We start from the raw sequence: 15180 nt of genomic DNA, 5'->3' as shown, positions 1-15180 counted from the left end.
CCGCTTCATGCACTGGCCAGCTTGAGCCTGTATCATGCGCGGCCATCTTTTCATCCCCATGAAGGGATTAATCAAGGAAGCCTCGATGTCCACCAGCTATCTCTTCACCTCCGAATCCGTTTCCGAAGGCCATCCGGACAAGATCGCCGACCAGATCTCCGACGCCGTCCTCGACGCGATCCTCGCGCAGGACAAGCGCGCCCGCGTGGCCTGCGAAACGATGGTGAAGACCGGCGCCGCGATCGTCGCCGGCGAAGTCACGACGACCGCCTGGGTCGACATCGAAGCCCTCGCGCGCAAGGTCATCAACGACATCGGCTACAACAATTCCGAAGTCGGCTTCGACGGCCATACCTGCGCGATCATCAACATGCTCGGCAAGCAGTCGCCGGACATCAACCAGGGCGTCGACCGCAAGAAGCCGGAAGAACAGGGCGCGGGCGACCAGGGCCTGATGTTCGGCTACGCCTGCAACGAAGCCCCGGAATTCATGCCGGCGCCGCTGTACTACTCGCACCGCCTGGTCGAGCAGCAGGCCAAGGTCCGCAAGAGCGGCAAGCTCAAGTGGCTGCGTCCGGACGCGAAGTCGCAGGTCACCCTGCGCTACGACGGCAACAAGGTGCTCGGCCTGGATGCCGTCGTGCTCTCCACCCAGCACGATCCGGACATCAAGCAGAAGGACCTGATCGAGGCCGTGCGCGCCGAGATCCTGGTGCCGGTGCTGCCGAAGAAGTGGCTCGAAGCGCTGTCCAAGAACAAGGTGCACATCAACCCGACCGGCAAGTTCGTGATCGGCGGGCCGGTGGGCGACTGCGGCCTGACCGGCCGCAAGATCATCGTCGACAGCTACGGCGGCATGGCCCGCCACGGCGGCGGCGCGTTCTCGGGCAAGGATCCGTCGAAGGTCGACCGTTCGGCCGCCTACGCCGCGCGCTACGTGGCCAAGAACATCGTCGCCGCCGGCCTGGCCGACAAGTGCGAGGTGCAGGTCTCGTACGCGATCGGCGTCGCCGACCCGACCTCGATCTCGGTCACCACCTTCGGCACCGGCCACATCTCGGACGACAAGATCGAGAAGCTGATCCGCAAGCACTTCGACCTGCGTCCGTACGGCATCACCAAGATGCTGGACCTGGAACACCCGATCTACCAGCCCACCGCCAGCTACGGCCATTTCGGCCGCAAGCCCAAGGAAATCAGCTACACCGACGGCGCCGGCAAGAAGCACAAGGCCACCGCCTTCTCCTGGGAGAAGACGGATCGCGCCGACGCCCTGCGCAAGGACGCCGGACTGAAGAAGTAAGTCCGGCTTCGCAACCGAAAAGGAGTACGAAGCGGGCCGCGCAGCGGCCCGTTTTCGTTGTGGGCTCCACGGCGGCTTCGTACGCTGAATGGCCCTTTCCAGGCCCGCGCCCGCGGCCATCGCGGGGCGCGACGCGGTAGAATTCCACCCTGCCCCGCCGAGGGGCGCTGCGACCGCAATGAATTCACTTGCGGCCAGGCTCGGCGAGGTTCCAAACGCAACAACGGCGCCCGTTAATGCAAGTCCACCGCTGCCACAGGGACCACGGACTTCCAAACAACGGAGCTACACCATGAACGCCGTACCGAAAACCTTCTCCACCGAAGGCGACTACAAGGTTGCCGACATCTCGTTGGCCGACTGGGGCCGCAAGGAAATCGACATCGCCGAGCAGGAAATGCCGGGCCTGATGTCGATCCGCCGCAAGTACGCCTCCGGCAAGCCGCTCAAGGGCGTGCGCGTCACCGGCTCGCTGCACATGACCATCCAGACCGCGGTGCTGATCGAGACGCTGCGCGACCTCGGCGCCGACGTGCGCTGGGCCTCGTGCAACATCTTCTCGACCCAGGATCACGCCGCCGCCGCGATCGCCAAGTCCGGCACGCCGGTGTTCGCGTGGAAGGGCGAGTCGCTGGAGGAATACTGGGACTGCACGCTCGACGCGCTGACCTTCCCCGGCAACAAGGGTCCCGAACTCGTCGTCGATGACGGCGGCGACGTCACCCTGCTGATCCACAAGGGCTTCGAGCTCGAGAACGGTTCCGACTGGGTCAACACTCCCTCGTCGAACCACGAGGAGCAGGTGATCAAGAACCTGCTCAAGCGCGTCCATGCCGAGCGTCCGGGCTTCTTCGCCGGCGTGGTCAAGGACTGGAAGGGCGTGTCGGAAGAGACCACCACCGGCGTGCACCGCCTGTACCAGCTCGCCGAGCAGGGCAAGCTGCTGGTGCCGGCGATCAACGTCAACGACTCGGTCACCAAGTCGAAGTTCGACAACCTCTACGGCTGCCGCGAGTCGCTGGCCGACGGCCTCAAGCGCGCGATGGACGTGATGCTGGCGGGCAAGGTCGCGGTGGTGTGCGGTTACGGCGACGTCGGCAAGGGTTCGGCCCACTCGCTGCGTGCCTACGGCGCCCGCGTGGTGGTCACCGAGATCGATCCGATCAACGCCCTGCAGGCCGCGATGGAAGGCTTCGAGGTCAACACGGTCGAATCGACCCTGGGCCGCGGCGACATCTACGTCACCACCACCGGCAACAAGGACGTACTGACCCTGTCGCACATGTCGCAGATGAAGGACCAGGCGATCGTCTGCAACATCGGCCACTTCGACAACGAGATCCAGGTCGATGCACTGAACGCCTCGGGCGCGAAGAAGCTCAACATCAAGCCGCAGGTCGACAAGTACACCTTCGCCAACGGCAACAGCATCTTCCTGCTCGCCGAAGGCCGCCTGGTGAACCTGGGCTGCGCCACCGGCCACCCGAGCTTCGTGATGTCCAACTCGTTCTCCAATCAGACGCTCGCGCAGCTGGACCTGTGGGCGAACAAGGACAACTACCAGGCCGGCGTCTACATCCTGCCGAAGAAGCTCGACGAGGAAGTCGCGCGCCTGCACCTGGAGAAGATCGGCGTGAAGCTGACCACGCTGACCCAGGACCAGGCCGATTACCTGGGCGTGCCGGTGGAAGGTCCGTACAAGCCGGACCACTACCGCTACTGATCGGCGCGGCGGTGCGATACGGAAACGGGCGCTTCGGCGCCCGTTTTCTTTTGCCGCTACAGCGCCAGGCGTTCGCGCAATTCCCGCGCCTGCCGCCGCGACACCTCGACGACGCTGCCGTCCTTCAGGGTGAGGTCGTACCCGTCGCCGACCGCCAGGTCGATGTTCTTGACCATGCGCAGGTTCACCAGCGTGTTGCGGTTGGCGCGGAAGAACAACGCCGGATCCAGGCGCGCCTCCAGCGCGCTCAGGCTGCGCGCCAGCAGCGCGTTCTCGCCGCGGAACCAGACCCGCGCGTAGTTGCCGTCCACCACGATCCGGCTGATCTCGTGCAGCGCGACGAACCAGCACTGCTCGCCGTCGCGCAGGAACACCTGGTCGTTCGCGCCCAGCATCCCGCGCGGTTCCGCCTCGGCCGGCGCGGTCGCCGCGCGGCGAGCCCGTGCCCGTTCGATCGCCGCGGCCAGGCGCTCGGGCACGACCGGCTTGACCAGGTAATCGAGCGCGTTGGCCTCGAAGGCGCGCACGGCGTAGTGGTCGTAGGCGGTGGTGAACACGACCAGCGGGGCGTGATCGAGCCCTTCCAGCACGTCGAAGCCGGTGCCCGACGGCATCTGGATGTCGAGCAGCACCAGGTCCGGTTGCAGCCGGTCGATGGCGGCCTGTGCTGCGGGGACATCCTCGGCCTCGCCGATGCATTCGACATCGGGCACCTCGGCCAGCAGCGTGCGCAGCTCCTGCCGCGCCAGCCGGGTGTCGTCGACGATCAGCACTCTCAACGGCACCTTCGCGGCCGACGTCTTCGCAAGCGTGCTCATTGCGCGATCTCCAGGCGCGCGAGCACGCGCGGTCCGTTCTGCTGCAACTCGAAGCGGCTGCCCGGTTCGCGCGCCAGGCGCGCGCGCAGGTAGGCCAGGCCGACGCCATGGCCGCCGCCCGCCCCCTCCACGCGGCCCGGATTGCTGACTTCGATCGTCAGCTTGCCTTCGTGGCGCCAGGCCGACACGCCCAGTTCGCCGCCGCCCGGCGTGCGCGCGATGCCGTGCTTGATCGCGTTCTCGACCAGCAGCTGCAGCAGCATCGGCGGCAGCTGCGCATCGAGCGCATCGCGGGCGATGTCGCGGTGCACGCGCAGCCGCTCCTCGTAATGCACGCTCTCGACGGCGAGGTAATCGTCCACGACGGCCAACTCCTCGCCCAGCGAGGCGCAGTCGCGCTGGCTGTGCTCCAGCGCATGGCGCAGGATGTTCGACAGCCGCGTGACGACTTCACGGGCCCGCGCCGGTTCCTCGTTGATCAGCGCACGCACGTTGTTGAGGGCGTTGAAGACGAAATGCGGATTCAGCCGCGCCCGCAGCGCGTCCAGCTCGAGCGCGTTGCGCTGCGATTCCGCCCGCAGCCGCGCCATTTCGCTCTGGCGGCGGTGGCGCAGCAGGTGCCAGCCGGCCCAGGCCGCGACCCACAGCCACAGGATCAACGACACCTGGATCGCGTAGATGACCGCTTCGCGGATGCCATAGGTGTCGTTGGCCGCGATGCGGTACAGGCCGAGCATGTCGGCGATGGTGATGACCACCCGCACGGCGAACTGCACGGCGAAGGCGCCCACCACCACGGCCACGGTGAGTCGCAGCAGCAAGGCGCCGGCGCCCAGCGCGAACCAATCGCGGCGTAGCGCCACGGTGCGCAGTATTCCCGTCGCCACCCACAGCCCCGCGCCCAGGCTGCCGGCCAGCCACCACGCCGCGGCGCTGGGTGCGCCCATCATGCTGAAACTCAAGACGATGAAACCGGCGTACAGGGCGGCCGGAATCAGGTTCAGCAGGGCAAAGCGGACATCGGCGCGCGTCATCGAAACGGGTTCCCTTCCTGGATACGGTTCGTTGCCTTGGACAAGGCGACGGCCAGCAGCGCTGGCCGTCGCGATGCGGATTGCGTCACTTGCCGGTGGCGATGAAGCCGCGCACCTGCTGCTGCAGCCACTGCGGATCGTCCCACATCAGGAAATGGTAGCCGCCTTCGCTCATCTCCACGCGCACGCCGTCGAGCTTCGCGTACTGCGCCTGGTAAATGGCCGCGGTGGATTCCTTGGTCGAGCCATACGGCGCGTACGCCGCCCACGCGCCGAGCACCAGCGTCGGCGTGCGGACCTTGACCAGTTCGCCGCGCAGGTCGGTCACCATCATTTCGTACATCGCCTGTGCGGTGATCGTGCGGTCGCTGGCGTTGCCCCAGGCGGCCAGGGTCTCCACGCGCTTGGGATCGTGGACCATGCCCTTCAGGTTGGCGGAGACGCCGGCGCGGTAACCCGCCTCGTCCTGCGCCAGCATCTGCTTGCGCATGGCTGCGGCCATCGGCTTCACCTCATCGGCGGTCGCGGCCGGGTTGCGCACCGCGCCGAGGAAGGCCAGCGCGTCCACGACCACCACGCGGTCGAACCGCTGCGGCTGCTTGATCGCCATCTGCAGGGCGAGGAAGCCGCCCAGGCTGTGGCCCATCACCACCGGATGCTTGAGCTTGCGCGCATCGACGTAGGCGAGCAGGCGATCGCGCATGTCCTCGAGCCACGCGTCCTTGCTGGCATCCGCGGCCGACGGCAGACCGGCGAAGCCCGGCAACGTCACGATGTGGCACTGCACGTGGTCGGCCTGCAGCGCGGCACAGGTCTCGGTCCAGGTCTCGCCGGCGCTGTTGAGGCCCGGGACCATCAGCACCGGCCGCCCCTGCCCGACCACCTCGACCTTGAGGTCGCGGAAGGTCTGGGGCGTGGCGGCATGCGCGCCGTGCCACGCGGCAAACGACAGGGCAAAGCCGGCGGCGAAGATCCGGAAGGCGGTGCGGAAGGAGGTCTGGAAGATCGACTGCGCGAGCGGTTGCATGGACGGGCTCCTTGCGTTGGGTGTGGGCGCAGCGTCGGCCAGCGGCAGCGGCTGCGGCGCAAGGAAATGACGAGTGGCCGCAGGCGGTGGTGGACGGCGGCAGCACCGGGCGGGCGGCGGCGGCCAGGCCCGCGCAAATGTCTGTTTCCTATCATCGCGATGAAGCGATAGACTGCCAGAACCCAGTCATTGGCTCGCCGCATGCCCCTCCCCGCCATCAGCTTCGAGTTCTACCCGCCGAAAACCGACGAGCAGCGCGCGCAGCTGGACAAGACCGCGGCGAAGCTGCGCGCGATGGATCCCGACTACGTCTCATGCACTTTTGGAGCGGGCGGCTCGACCCTGTCGTACACACCGGAAACGGTCGAGCGCCTGCACGCCCGGCACGGCCTCGACGCCGCGCCGCACCTGTCCTGCGTAGGCGGCACGCGCGCGGAACTCGGTGAACTGCTGCTGCGCTACAAGGCCATGGGCTGCCGCCGGATCGTGGCGTTGCGCGGCGACCTGCCGTCGGGCATGGGCCACACCGGCGACTTCCGCTATGCCTCCGACCTGGTCGAGTTCATCCGCACCGAGTACGACGGCTTCTTCCACATCGAAGTCGCCGCCTATCCCGAGTGCCACCCGCAGGCCGACGACGCACTCGTTGACCTGCGCAACTTCAAGCGCAAGGTCGACGCCGGTGCGAACGGCGCGATCACCCAGTACTTCTACAACGCCGATGCGTATTTCCGCTTCGTCGACGATGCGCGCAAGCTCGGCGTCGAGGTGCCGATCGTGCCGGGCGTCATGCCGATCTCCAACTTCACCCAGCTGCGCCGATTCTCCGAAGCGTGCGGCGCGGAGATCCCGCGCTGGATCGGCAAGCGCATGCAGGCCTTCGGCGACGACGTCGACAGCGTGCGCGAGTTCGCGTCCGACTTCGTCGCGGCGTTGTGCCAGCGCCTGGTCGACGGCGGTGCGCCGGGACTCCACTTCTACACCCTCAACCTTTCCAAGCCGACATTGGGCGTGCTGTCGCGCTTGAAATAGCGCAGTCATTTTTCGTGGCGGTGCTCACCCCGACGCGACGTCACTGAACCTGCGCTGGCGAACAGCGCAGGTTCAGGCTGAATCGCGGGTCGCACACGCACCTTTGATGAGGCCGAACAGACCATCACGACGTACTCCGAACCACCGGTGTCGTCGTGAAGACTTCCGCATTCGCAGCCCTCGCCGTCCTCGCCGTTGGCACCCTCGGCGCCACCCAGCCCCACGATGCCCTCGCTTCCAGCGACTCCGTCCTGCAACGCTGCGAGGGAGCCGATGGCAACACCGTGTACACGGACAAACCCTGCGCCCTGTTCCGGGCCCGGCCGACGCGCATTTCCGACGACCTGTCCATGCGCCTTGCGCTCGCGCATGCGGCCGATCGCGACGCCGGCGGTGACATCTCGATCGGCTCGTACCGCGACGCGTCCGAACCGCTCGAAGTCGCGATTCCGGGCCGCCGCTCTCTGGCCGGTGGCTGCGCGCGCTCACCCGAGCAACTCTCGCGCGACCTGGTCGGCGCGTTTGCCTTGCACGACGTCAACCGCGTGGCGGAGAGCTATCACTGGGCCGGCATGAGCAATCGCCAGGCGCTGCCCGTGATGAAGCAGCTCGAACGCCTGTCGTCGAAGCCGCTGGCCGACGCCCGCTTCCTCTCCGCCTGGATCGGATCCGGTGACGAAGCGGCGCGCGCGGTACCGAACGATCCGGGCCTGATGCAACTGGTGTTCGCCGGCGATGGGCGCATCGTCGACTTCGCGGTGCGACGCTACCAGGGCTGCTACTTCATCGCCGCTTGAGGCCAAGCGCGCTGGCAGCACGCGCACCCCGGCCGACCCTCCGATCTGCGCACGCCCGCACTTTTCGCGTCCTACCCGCGGCGCTAGGCTGCCCGCCATGCCGCTCCACCGGATTCTGCCCCTGTTCCTCGCCTGCGCACTGGCGCTGGCATGGCCGCATTGCGCGCGCGCGGACGTGCGCCGCTGCGTGACCGCCAGCGGCCAGACCATCTTCACCGACCGCAAATGCGACGAGGTCGCAGCAGCCGAAGCCACTCCCCGCCACGACGCGCCGGCGGGTGCGCGCGTGCAGCGTGCGGGTGGTTGTGCGCGTACCTTGCAGGACCTCGTCTTCGAGATGAGCAGCGCGATCGATGCGGGCGATGCCAACCGCCTGGCCGGCGTGTACCACTGGCCGGGCACGTCCGCTGATGCCGGGTATCGCATCTGGTCGCAACTGGACGCGATCGCGAACCGGCCGTTGGTCGATATCCTGCCGGTGATGCCAGTAAGTCGCGCCACCACGGATGCGCAATCCGCGGACGCCGCGCCGGCCGACGGCGAGCTGTATCCGCAGACCACCGTGCGGCGTGATCCAGTCGCCCTGCGCGTCGAACAGACGCTGCGCAACACCGCGACGCCTTCGCGGACGGTGTTCGGGCTGACGCATTACTTCGGGTGCTGGTGGGTGCACCTCTAGCCACACCTCGTGTCCATGGATCGTGACGGTGGCACATACGTCGCCGTGCTGTTGCGTCGCAACGTGCGGCAGGCGCGCTTGTTGGCGAAGCTCCACTCGAACGTCTTCGACGTTCCTGCGACCGGGCCATCGCAGCCATACGCATAGGGAATAGCCGAATGAATCGATCGCTTCCTGTTGTGGCCGGCGCCGCCGGCCTCCTGCTCGCGGGTGTCGCCTCGGCGGCCGGCAAGCCGCTGTTCGTCGCCGGTGGCGGCCAGGCCGATGCGCGCAATGAGCGCGTACTCGAGCGCCTGCTGAGCAGCCCCAGCACCCGCGACGTCAAGCTCGTCAAGGTCGATGCGTCCGCCAGCGATGCGGCCCAGATCGAACTGGTCGTCGGCGGTCGCACGATCACCGCGGACCGTTCGCGTGCCGAGCGCACGTCGACCGGCAGCGACGTGTGGTACGGCCACGTCCAGCACGGGCGCAGCAGCGGCTACGCGCCGCGCGAGACCAGCGCCGATCCGCTCAACGACGTCGTGCTGGTGCGCCACGGCAACCAGATCACCGGCAGCGTCCGCGTGGATGGCCGGCTCTACCGCATCCGTCCCCTGCCCAGCGGCGCGACCGCGGTGGTGGAGGTCGATGAGAACCGGATGCCGGCGGACCATCCCGAAGCCGCCTACCGCGCGATCTTCGAAGCCGCCGCTCGCGACAAGACCAACGTATCGCCCCAGGGCAAACCCTGCCGCACCGGTTGCGGCGGTGGAGGCACGCCGGTCGATCCGGGCCCGACCCAGACCATCCGCGTGATGGTCGTGGCCACCAACGACGCGATCGCGGCATACGGCGGCGACATGCAGGCGCTGGTGCAACTCGCGGTGGCCGAATCCAACCAGGGCTACGCCAACTCGAACGTGGGCATCAACATGGTGCTGGCGAACTACTCGACCACCACCTACGCCACCGCCGGCATGAGCACCGACCTGTCGCGCTTCCGCGGCACCAGCGACGGCTACATGGACAATGTGCATGCCGTGCGCGACGCCAACACGGCGGACGTGATGATGCTCGTGGCGAACGATGCCTCGGCCTGCGGCCTGGCCTCGGGCATTGGCTCGACCGCGGCGACCGCGTTCGCGACGGCGTACTGGGACTGCATCGCGGGCTACTACAGCTTTGCGCACGAGATCGGCCACCTGCAGTCGGCGCGGCATGACCCCGCAACCGACGGCACCAACACGCCGTATGCATATGGCCACGGCTACCGCGCGCCGGACAACAGCTGGCGCACGATCATGGCCTACAACTGCACGGGCGCCGGCTGCCCGCGCCTGAATTACTGGTCGAACCCGGCGGTGACCTACGGCGGCATTCCGATGGGCACCTACGACAAGAGCCACAACCAGCGCGTGCTGGTGGAAACCAAGGCGACGGTGGCCGGCTTCCGCTGACTTCGCCGCTCTGGGCACTCGCGATCCCGGGCCGCGCGGCGCAAGCCGCGCGGCCCGTTTGCTTCGTGGCGGCATTTCTTGCCCGCAGACCCGGGGCGTTAAACTAGGCAGTCTTTTTCCCCCGCGAGAACCGGCATGGCCATGCACTACCCCGAATGGATCTGGCACAACGGCGTGATCAAGCGTTGGGCCGAGGCGACCACGCATGTCATGTCGCACGTGGTGCATTACGGCTCGTCGGTGTTCGAGGGCATCCGCACCTACCAGACGCCCTCGGGCCCGGTGATCTTCCGGCTCACCGACCACAACAAGCGCCTGTTCGCGTCGGCCAAGATCTACGACATGGCGATTCCGTATTCGCTCGACGAGATCAACGCGGGCTGCCGCGAAGTGATCAAGGCGAACGACAACAGCACCGACTACCTGCGCCCGGTGGCGTACCGCGGCCTGGGTGGCTTCGGCCTCTCCGCCGACACGCCCACCGACGTCGCCGTCGCCACCTGGAAGATGGGCCAGTACCTCGGCGCCAGCGTGGTCGAACAGGGCATCGATGCCTGCGTGTCGAGCTGGCAGCGCTTCGCCCCCAACACCCTGCCGGCAGGTGCCAAGGCCGGCGGCAACTACCTGTCCGGCCAGCTGGTCGCACGCGAGGCGCGTCGCTTGGGTTTCGGCGAAGGCATCGCGCTCGCGTCGACCGGGCTGCTCAGCGAAGGCGCCGGCGAGAACCTGTTCCTGGTCTTCGATGGCGCGCTGCATACCTCGCCGGTGAGCGCCGCGCTGCTCAATGGCCTCACCCGCAACAGCATCATCACGCTTGCGCGCGACCACGGCATCGAAGTGGTCGAGCGCGACCTGCCGCGCGAATACCTGTACCTGTGCGATGAGCTGTTCATGTGCGGCACGGCGGCGGAGATCACCCCGATCCGCTCCGTCGACGGTCGCCAGGTCGGCACGGGCAAGCCCGGCGCGGTCACCCGCCGCATCCAGGAACTGTTCTTCGGCCTGTTCGATGGCCGCACCCAGGACAAGCACGGCTGGTTGGAACCGCTCTAAGCGGACGGCAACGAATCAAGCCGGGGCGACCCGGCTTTTTTCATGCCTGCGTCAGGCCAGCATCGCGTGGTCGCGGCCGAACGTGAGGATCGCGACGACGCCCTTGGACCCGCCCGGCAGCACGCGGACGTCCCAGCCGTACAGGTCGCACAGGCGGCGCACGATCGACAGGCCGATGCCGCCGCCCTGCGAATGCCCGGCATGCGTGCCGCGATAGCCGCGTTCGAACAGCTTGGCCGCATCCTCCGCGCTCAGTCCCGGGCCCGAGTCGATCACTTCCACCGCCTTGGGATGCACGCGCACCAGGACCATGCCCTGCGTCGTGTACTTGACCGCATTGCCGATCAGGTTGCCCAGCGCGACCGACACCGCGGCTTCCGGCGCATCCACCACCAGGCCGCGCGGTCCCTCCAGGACCAGCTCCAGCGGCTTGCCGCCGAGCTGCGCGCGGTGCGCATCGAGCAACTGCTCGGCGACCTTGGCGACGTCGGTGGCACCGTGGCCACGCTCGTTGCGTGACAGCAGGAGGAGCGCGCTGATCAGGTCGGTGCACTGCTGCTCGGCCCGCTGGATGCGTTGCAGGCGGGCCCGGGTCTTCTCGTCCAGTTCCGGCTTCGACAGCAGCAGCTCCACCGCGCCCCTGATCACCGCCAGCGGCGTGCGCAGTTCGTGGCTGACGTCGGCATTGAACTCGCGGTCGCGCTGGACGACGTGGGTCAGGCGCTCGGCGTAGTCGTCCAGCGCCTCGGCGAGCTGGCCGACCTCGTCGTCGGGGAAATGCGAGGCCAGCGCCTCCGGCTCGGAACTGCTGCCCGAATGCTGGAGTCGGTTGGCGAGTTCGATGACGGGGCTCATCACGCGCGACGCCGCCCACAGGCCCACCACCAGCGACAGCAGCGTGAACACGACCACGGAGACATAGATCGCGCGGTTGAACTGCTCCTCGCCGCGCATGGTCTGGGTCATGTCGTAGGCGAGGAAGAACCAGGCCTGCGGGGTCTTGCGCACCGCGAGCTTGTAGCTCAGCGGCTGTCCCTGTTCATCGGTGCCGACGATGCCGTGGATGCCGTCTGCCAGCCCGTACCACTCGGGGCGGTTGACGCGCACCGACTCGAACTTGTCCGGCGTGTACACGAACGCGCGCATCTGGTTGACGGCGAATTCGGGGTTCTTCGGATCTCGCGAGAACTGTTCGGCGAACGCGCCGATGTTGCGGTTCATCACGTCCTCGACCAGCGCGTTCTCCACGCGCGAGCGCGTCCAGTTGGTCGCATAGGCAAACAACGCGGTCAGCCCGAAGCCCAGCAGCACGAAGGCCAGGATGATGCGGCTGCGCAGCTGGCGCCGGTAGCGCGTCTTCGACTTGCGTGGGGAAGCGGGGCCGGTTTCGTTGGACATGTCAGGCCAGGGGAGATCGCGCGCGGCGCACGCAGCATGCCGGTGTGCCCGGCCCGGTATCGGCAATTACTGCGCCGAGCGTGGGTCGGCGCGTCAGCCGTTCTCCGGCGGAGCGATGCGGTAACCGATGCCGTGCCGGGTCTGGATCAGCGGCGTCTCGAAGGGCTTGTCCACCACCGCGCGCAGGCCATGGATGTGCACGCGCAGGGAATCCGAGTCAGGGAGTTCCTCGCCCCACACCCGCGTTTCCAGCTCCTGCCGCGTCACCACCGCCGGCGAGGCTTCCATCAGCGCCTGCAGGATCTTCAGCGCGGTCGGGTTGAGCTGGAGCAGCTTGCCCTGTCGGCGCACTTCCAAGGTGTCGAGGTTGTATTCGAGGTCGGCGACGTTGAGCACGCGGGTCTGCACGCCGCGACCGCGTCGCGCCAGCGCATTCAGCCGGACCTCGACTTCCTGCAACGCGAACGGCTTGATCAGGTAATCGTCGGCGCCCGAATCGAAACCCGCGAGCTTGTTGTCGAGCGAATCGCGCGCGGTCAGCACCAGCACCGGCGTCTGCTTGCGCGCTTCGTTGCGCAGCTTGCGGCAGACCTCGAGGCCATCGAGCCCGGGCAGGTTCAGATCCAGCACGATGGCATCGAATTCGTGCACGACCGCCAGGTGCAGGCCGGTGATGCCGTCGGCGGCGAAGTCCACGGTGTGGCCGCGGTCCTCGAGGAAGTCGCCAAGGTTGGCGGCAATGTCCTGGTTGTCTTCGATGACGAGGATGCGCATGTGTCCGTCCGTCTCAGGTAGGGCTTCGACCATGCGGTCGCCGCCGGGTTCCGGAAGCAGCGCGACCGGAGCGTCGTGAGGAAATTAACAAATCTACTGGAAACGATCCCGTGACTGGCCGTTTCGCGCGCTCGCGGCATCCGATCGCCAATCGGAATCACGAAAAAGAAAGACCCGGATGCGGGGCCGCCGCATCCGGGTCAAAAAGGGTGTTGCCCCGATTACCGTCATCCTGCGACCGACTACTGACGAGGAAGCAGCGGGATTCCGGTGTGCTCAGGCTACGCCTGCGGGAACTAAAAGTCCGTTAAAAGGGGCATGTAAAATTTCGTTATTTCGACGCGACTGACCAGCCCGGCGTCCAGCATTTAACAAATAACCGGCTGAATTTCAAAGGAAATTTCCGACGGCTATTTTTTCGTTAAGAGGCTTGCCTGCCGCCGTCGCCCGGCGGCTCCCCCGCCTGAACCGGCCTCCCACGTACTCGATGATGGCCCCGGCGACGTCGACGCCGGTCGAGGCTTCGATGCCTTCCAGTCCGGGCGATGCATTGACTTCGAGCACGAGCGGGCCGCGCTTGGAACGAATCAGGTCCACGCCCGCGACGCCCAGCCCGAGTGCCTGCGCGGCGCGAATCGCCACGTCCTGCTCCATCGCGGTCGGTTTCACGCCCTTGGCGCTGCCGCCACGATGCAGGTTGGAGCGGAAGTCGCCCTTGGGCGCCTGCCGCTTCATCGCCGCAACCACGACATTGCCGACCACGAAGCAACGCAGGTCCGCGCCCTTGGCCTCGGCGACGAACTCCTGCACCAGGAAATTGGCGTACAGGCCACGCAGCGCCTCGATCACGCTGCGCGAGGCCGATGGCTTCTCGGTCAGCATCACCCCCGCGCCCTGCGTGCCCTCGTTGAGCTTGATGACGTGCGGCGGCGGTCCGAGCATCGCCAACAAGTCGTGGGTGTCATCGGGGTTGTCGCCGAAGACCGTCGCCGGCAGGCCGATGGCCTGGGCGGCCAGCAACTGGTGGCAGCGGAGCTTGTCGCGTGCCTTGAGCAGCGCATCGGAGGAATTGGGCGTGTAACAGCCCATCAGCTCGAACTGCCGCAGCACCGCGGAGCCGTAGCGGGTGACCGACGCGCCCACCCGTGGAACCACGGCGTCGTAGCCGGCGATCGGCCGCCCCTTGTAATGCATGGCGAAGCCGTCGCTGTCGATGCGCATGTAGCAGCGCAGCGGATCCAGCACGCGCACGCTGTGGCCCCGCTCGCGCGCGGCCTCGACCAGGCGCCGGGTGGAGTACAGCTTGCTGTTGCGCGAGAGGATCGCAAGTTTCATAGAACCCTGGAGTCGGAGATCGGTAGCCGGTTGAACAGCGGGGTGGCCGCCACGTTGGTCGCACGGGCGAGCCGGCCCTCGCGAGCACCCAGGCTCCTGCGCCCGTGCAGGTAGGACCGGGCCGGGTCCACGGTGAAGCAATCCACCATCGCGGTGCGTCCGAGCAGCATCGGGAACAGCATGCGCTTGCGATCGGTCAGGTTTATTTCGATTTCGCGTTCCACGCCGGCCAGCTGCAAGGTCGTACGCAGGAAGATGCGCCGGGTGCGATGACCGCCCGAGTCGATGACGTCGCGTTCATCGAACACTGGCGCGACCGCCTGCACCAGGGCCTCGCCGTGGCCGTCGTTGCTGAGCTGGAAGCCCACCCATGGCACGCCACGTTCGACGAACCGCCAGCAGCGGTCGACATGCAGCGCCGAACTGCGCGCGCCGCTGTCGATCTTGCAGCGCACGGACGCCAGTCCCAGTCGCGGGAGGCTGGCCCACTCGCGCCAGCCGAGCACGATCCGCTCATCCGGAATCTTCTGCGCCACGCGAATTCCCTCGAAAGAAAAACGGCAGTCACTGTGACGCGACTGCCGTTACGGTTTTGTTGCTTCGGGACGTGGCGGTTCCGGAAGCGTTGAACTGGAGCGGGTGATGGGAATCGAACCCACGCTATCGGCTTGGGAAGCCGAAGTTCTACCATTGAACTACACCCGCCCGATGCGGGCAGTCTATGCGCCGCCTGCGCGCCTTGGCAATGCGGGCGGTGCGAAACAATGAAGG

General features: G+C 67.1%; 14 protein-coding genes, 1 tRNA gene and 1 riboswitch. Of the genes, 7 read left to right on the top strand and 8 right to left on the bottom strand.

Annotated elements, in window-relative coordinates:
• Window positions 1-85: 85 nt before the first annotated feature.
• Window positions 86-1303, top strand: a complete 1218-nt coding sequence (gene metK, locus BP05_RS05615; RefSeq protein WP_496361326.1) for a methionine adenosyltransferase — start codon at window positions 86-88, stop codon at window positions 1301-1303.
• Window positions 1304-1456: 153 nt separating this feature from the next.
• A riboswitch (S-adenosyl-L-homocysteine riboswitch) is annotated at window positions 1457-1542 on the top strand.
• A gap of 53 nt (window positions 1543-1595) precedes the next feature.
• Window positions 1596-3026: an adenosylhomocysteinase gene (gene ahcY / locus BP05_RS05610; RefSeq protein ID WP_496361324.1), complete on the top strand. Its 1431-nt coding sequence runs from the start codon at window positions 1596-1598 to the stop codon at window positions 3024-3026.
• A 56-nt stretch (window positions 3027-3082) separates the two neighbouring features.
• Here the strand turns inward: ahcY and BP05_RS05605 are convergent, their stop codons facing one another.
• From BP05_RS05605 to BP05_RS05595, 3 genes are all read right to left on the bottom strand, one after another.
• Window positions 3083-3844, bottom strand: coding sequence for a LytR/AlgR family response regulator transcription factor (locus BP05_RS05605; protein ID WP_496361322.1), 762 nt, complete (start codon window positions 3842-3844; stop codon window positions 3083-3085).
• Window positions 3841-4878 carry a sensor histidine kinase gene (locus BP05_RS05600; protein WP_496361320.1) on the bottom strand — a complete coding sequence of 346 codons (1038 nt, stop codon included), beginning with the start codon at window positions 4876-4878 and terminating at the stop codon, window positions 3841-3843. The genes BP05_RS05605 and BP05_RS05600 overlap by 4 nt, the downstream gene beginning before the upstream one ends.
• Window positions 4879-4963: 85 nt before the next feature.
• Entirely contained in the window at window positions 4964-5905 is a 942-nt protein-coding gene (locus tag BP05_RS05595) for an alpha/beta fold hydrolase (protein WP_496361318.1), read from the bottom strand.
• A 201-nt stretch (window positions 5906-6106) separates the two neighbouring features.
• Here BP05_RS05595 and metF point away from each other — a divergent pair, with 201 nt between their 5' ends.
• From metF to BP05_RS05570, 5 genes are all read left to right on the top strand, one after another.
• Window positions 6107-6937 (top strand): methylenetetrahydrofolate reductase [NAD(P)H], encoded by an 831-nt coding sequence (gene metF, locus BP05_RS05590; RefSeq protein ID WP_496361316.1) that lies wholly within the window; start codon window positions 6107-6109, stop codon window positions 6935-6937.
• A 155-nt stretch (window positions 6938-7092) separates the two neighbouring features.
• A complete protein-coding gene (locus tag BP05_RS05585; RefSeq protein WP_496361314.1) occupies window positions 7093-7734 on the top strand; it encodes a hypothetical protein in 642 nt (213 codons plus the stop codon).
• Between the two features lie 97 nt (window positions 7735-7831).
• Window positions 7832-8413: a hypothetical protein gene (locus BP05_RS05580; protein WP_496361312.1), complete on the top strand. Its 582-nt coding sequence runs from the start codon at window positions 7832-7834 to the stop codon at window positions 8411-8413.
• A gap of 158 nt (window positions 8414-8571) precedes the next feature.
• On the top strand, window positions 8572-9849 hold the full coding sequence (locus BP05_RS05575) for a M12 family metallo-peptidase (protein WP_496361310.1): 1278 nt from the start codon (window positions 8572-8574) through the stop codon (window positions 9847-9849).
• A 135-nt stretch (window positions 9850-9984) separates the two neighbouring features.
• Entirely contained in the window at window positions 9985-10902 is a 918-nt protein-coding gene (locus BP05_RS05570; protein WP_496361308.1) for a branched-chain amino acid transaminase, read from the top strand.
• 51 nt (window positions 10903-10953) lie between these two features.
• On the opposite strand, the gene BP05_RS05565 is transcribed toward BP05_RS05570, so the two are convergent.
• From BP05_RS05565 to BP05_RS05545, 5 genes are all read right to left on the bottom strand, one after another.
• Window positions 10954-12300: a sensor histidine kinase gene (locus BP05_RS05565; protein WP_496361306.1), complete on the bottom strand. Its 1347-nt coding sequence runs from the start codon at window positions 12298-12300 to the stop codon at window positions 10954-10956.
• 93 nt (window positions 12301-12393) lie between these two features.
• Window positions 12394-13074 carry a response regulator transcription factor gene (locus BP05_RS05560; protein WP_496361304.1) on the bottom strand — a complete coding sequence of 227 codons (681 nt, stop codon included), beginning with the start codon at window positions 13072-13074 and terminating at the stop codon, window positions 12394-12396.
• 390 nt (window positions 13075-13464) lie between these two features.
• Window positions 13465-14409 carry a 30S ribosomal protein S6--L-glutamate ligase gene (rimK, locus tag BP05_RS05555; protein ID WP_496361302.1) on the bottom strand — a complete coding sequence of 315 codons (945 nt, stop codon included), beginning with the start codon at window positions 14407-14409 and terminating at the stop codon, window positions 13465-13467.
• Complete coding sequence (locus tag BP05_RS05550) at window positions 14406-14945, bottom strand: ATP-dependent zinc protease family protein (protein ID WP_496361300.1); 540 nt, start codon at window positions 14943-14945, stop codon at window positions 14406-14408. The genes rimK and BP05_RS05550 overlap by 4 nt, the downstream gene beginning before the upstream one ends.
• A gap of 95 nt (window positions 14946-15040) precedes the next feature.
• A tRNA-Gly gene (locus BP05_RS05545) sits at window positions 15041-15114 on the bottom strand.
• Window positions 15115-15180: the final 66 nt, after the last annotated feature.

It is taken from the genome of Lysobacter oryzae DSM 21044, assembly GCF_059568595.1.
Note: the sequence above shows the minus strand (reverse complement) of the source record. Positions and strands in the feature narration are given on the sequence as shown.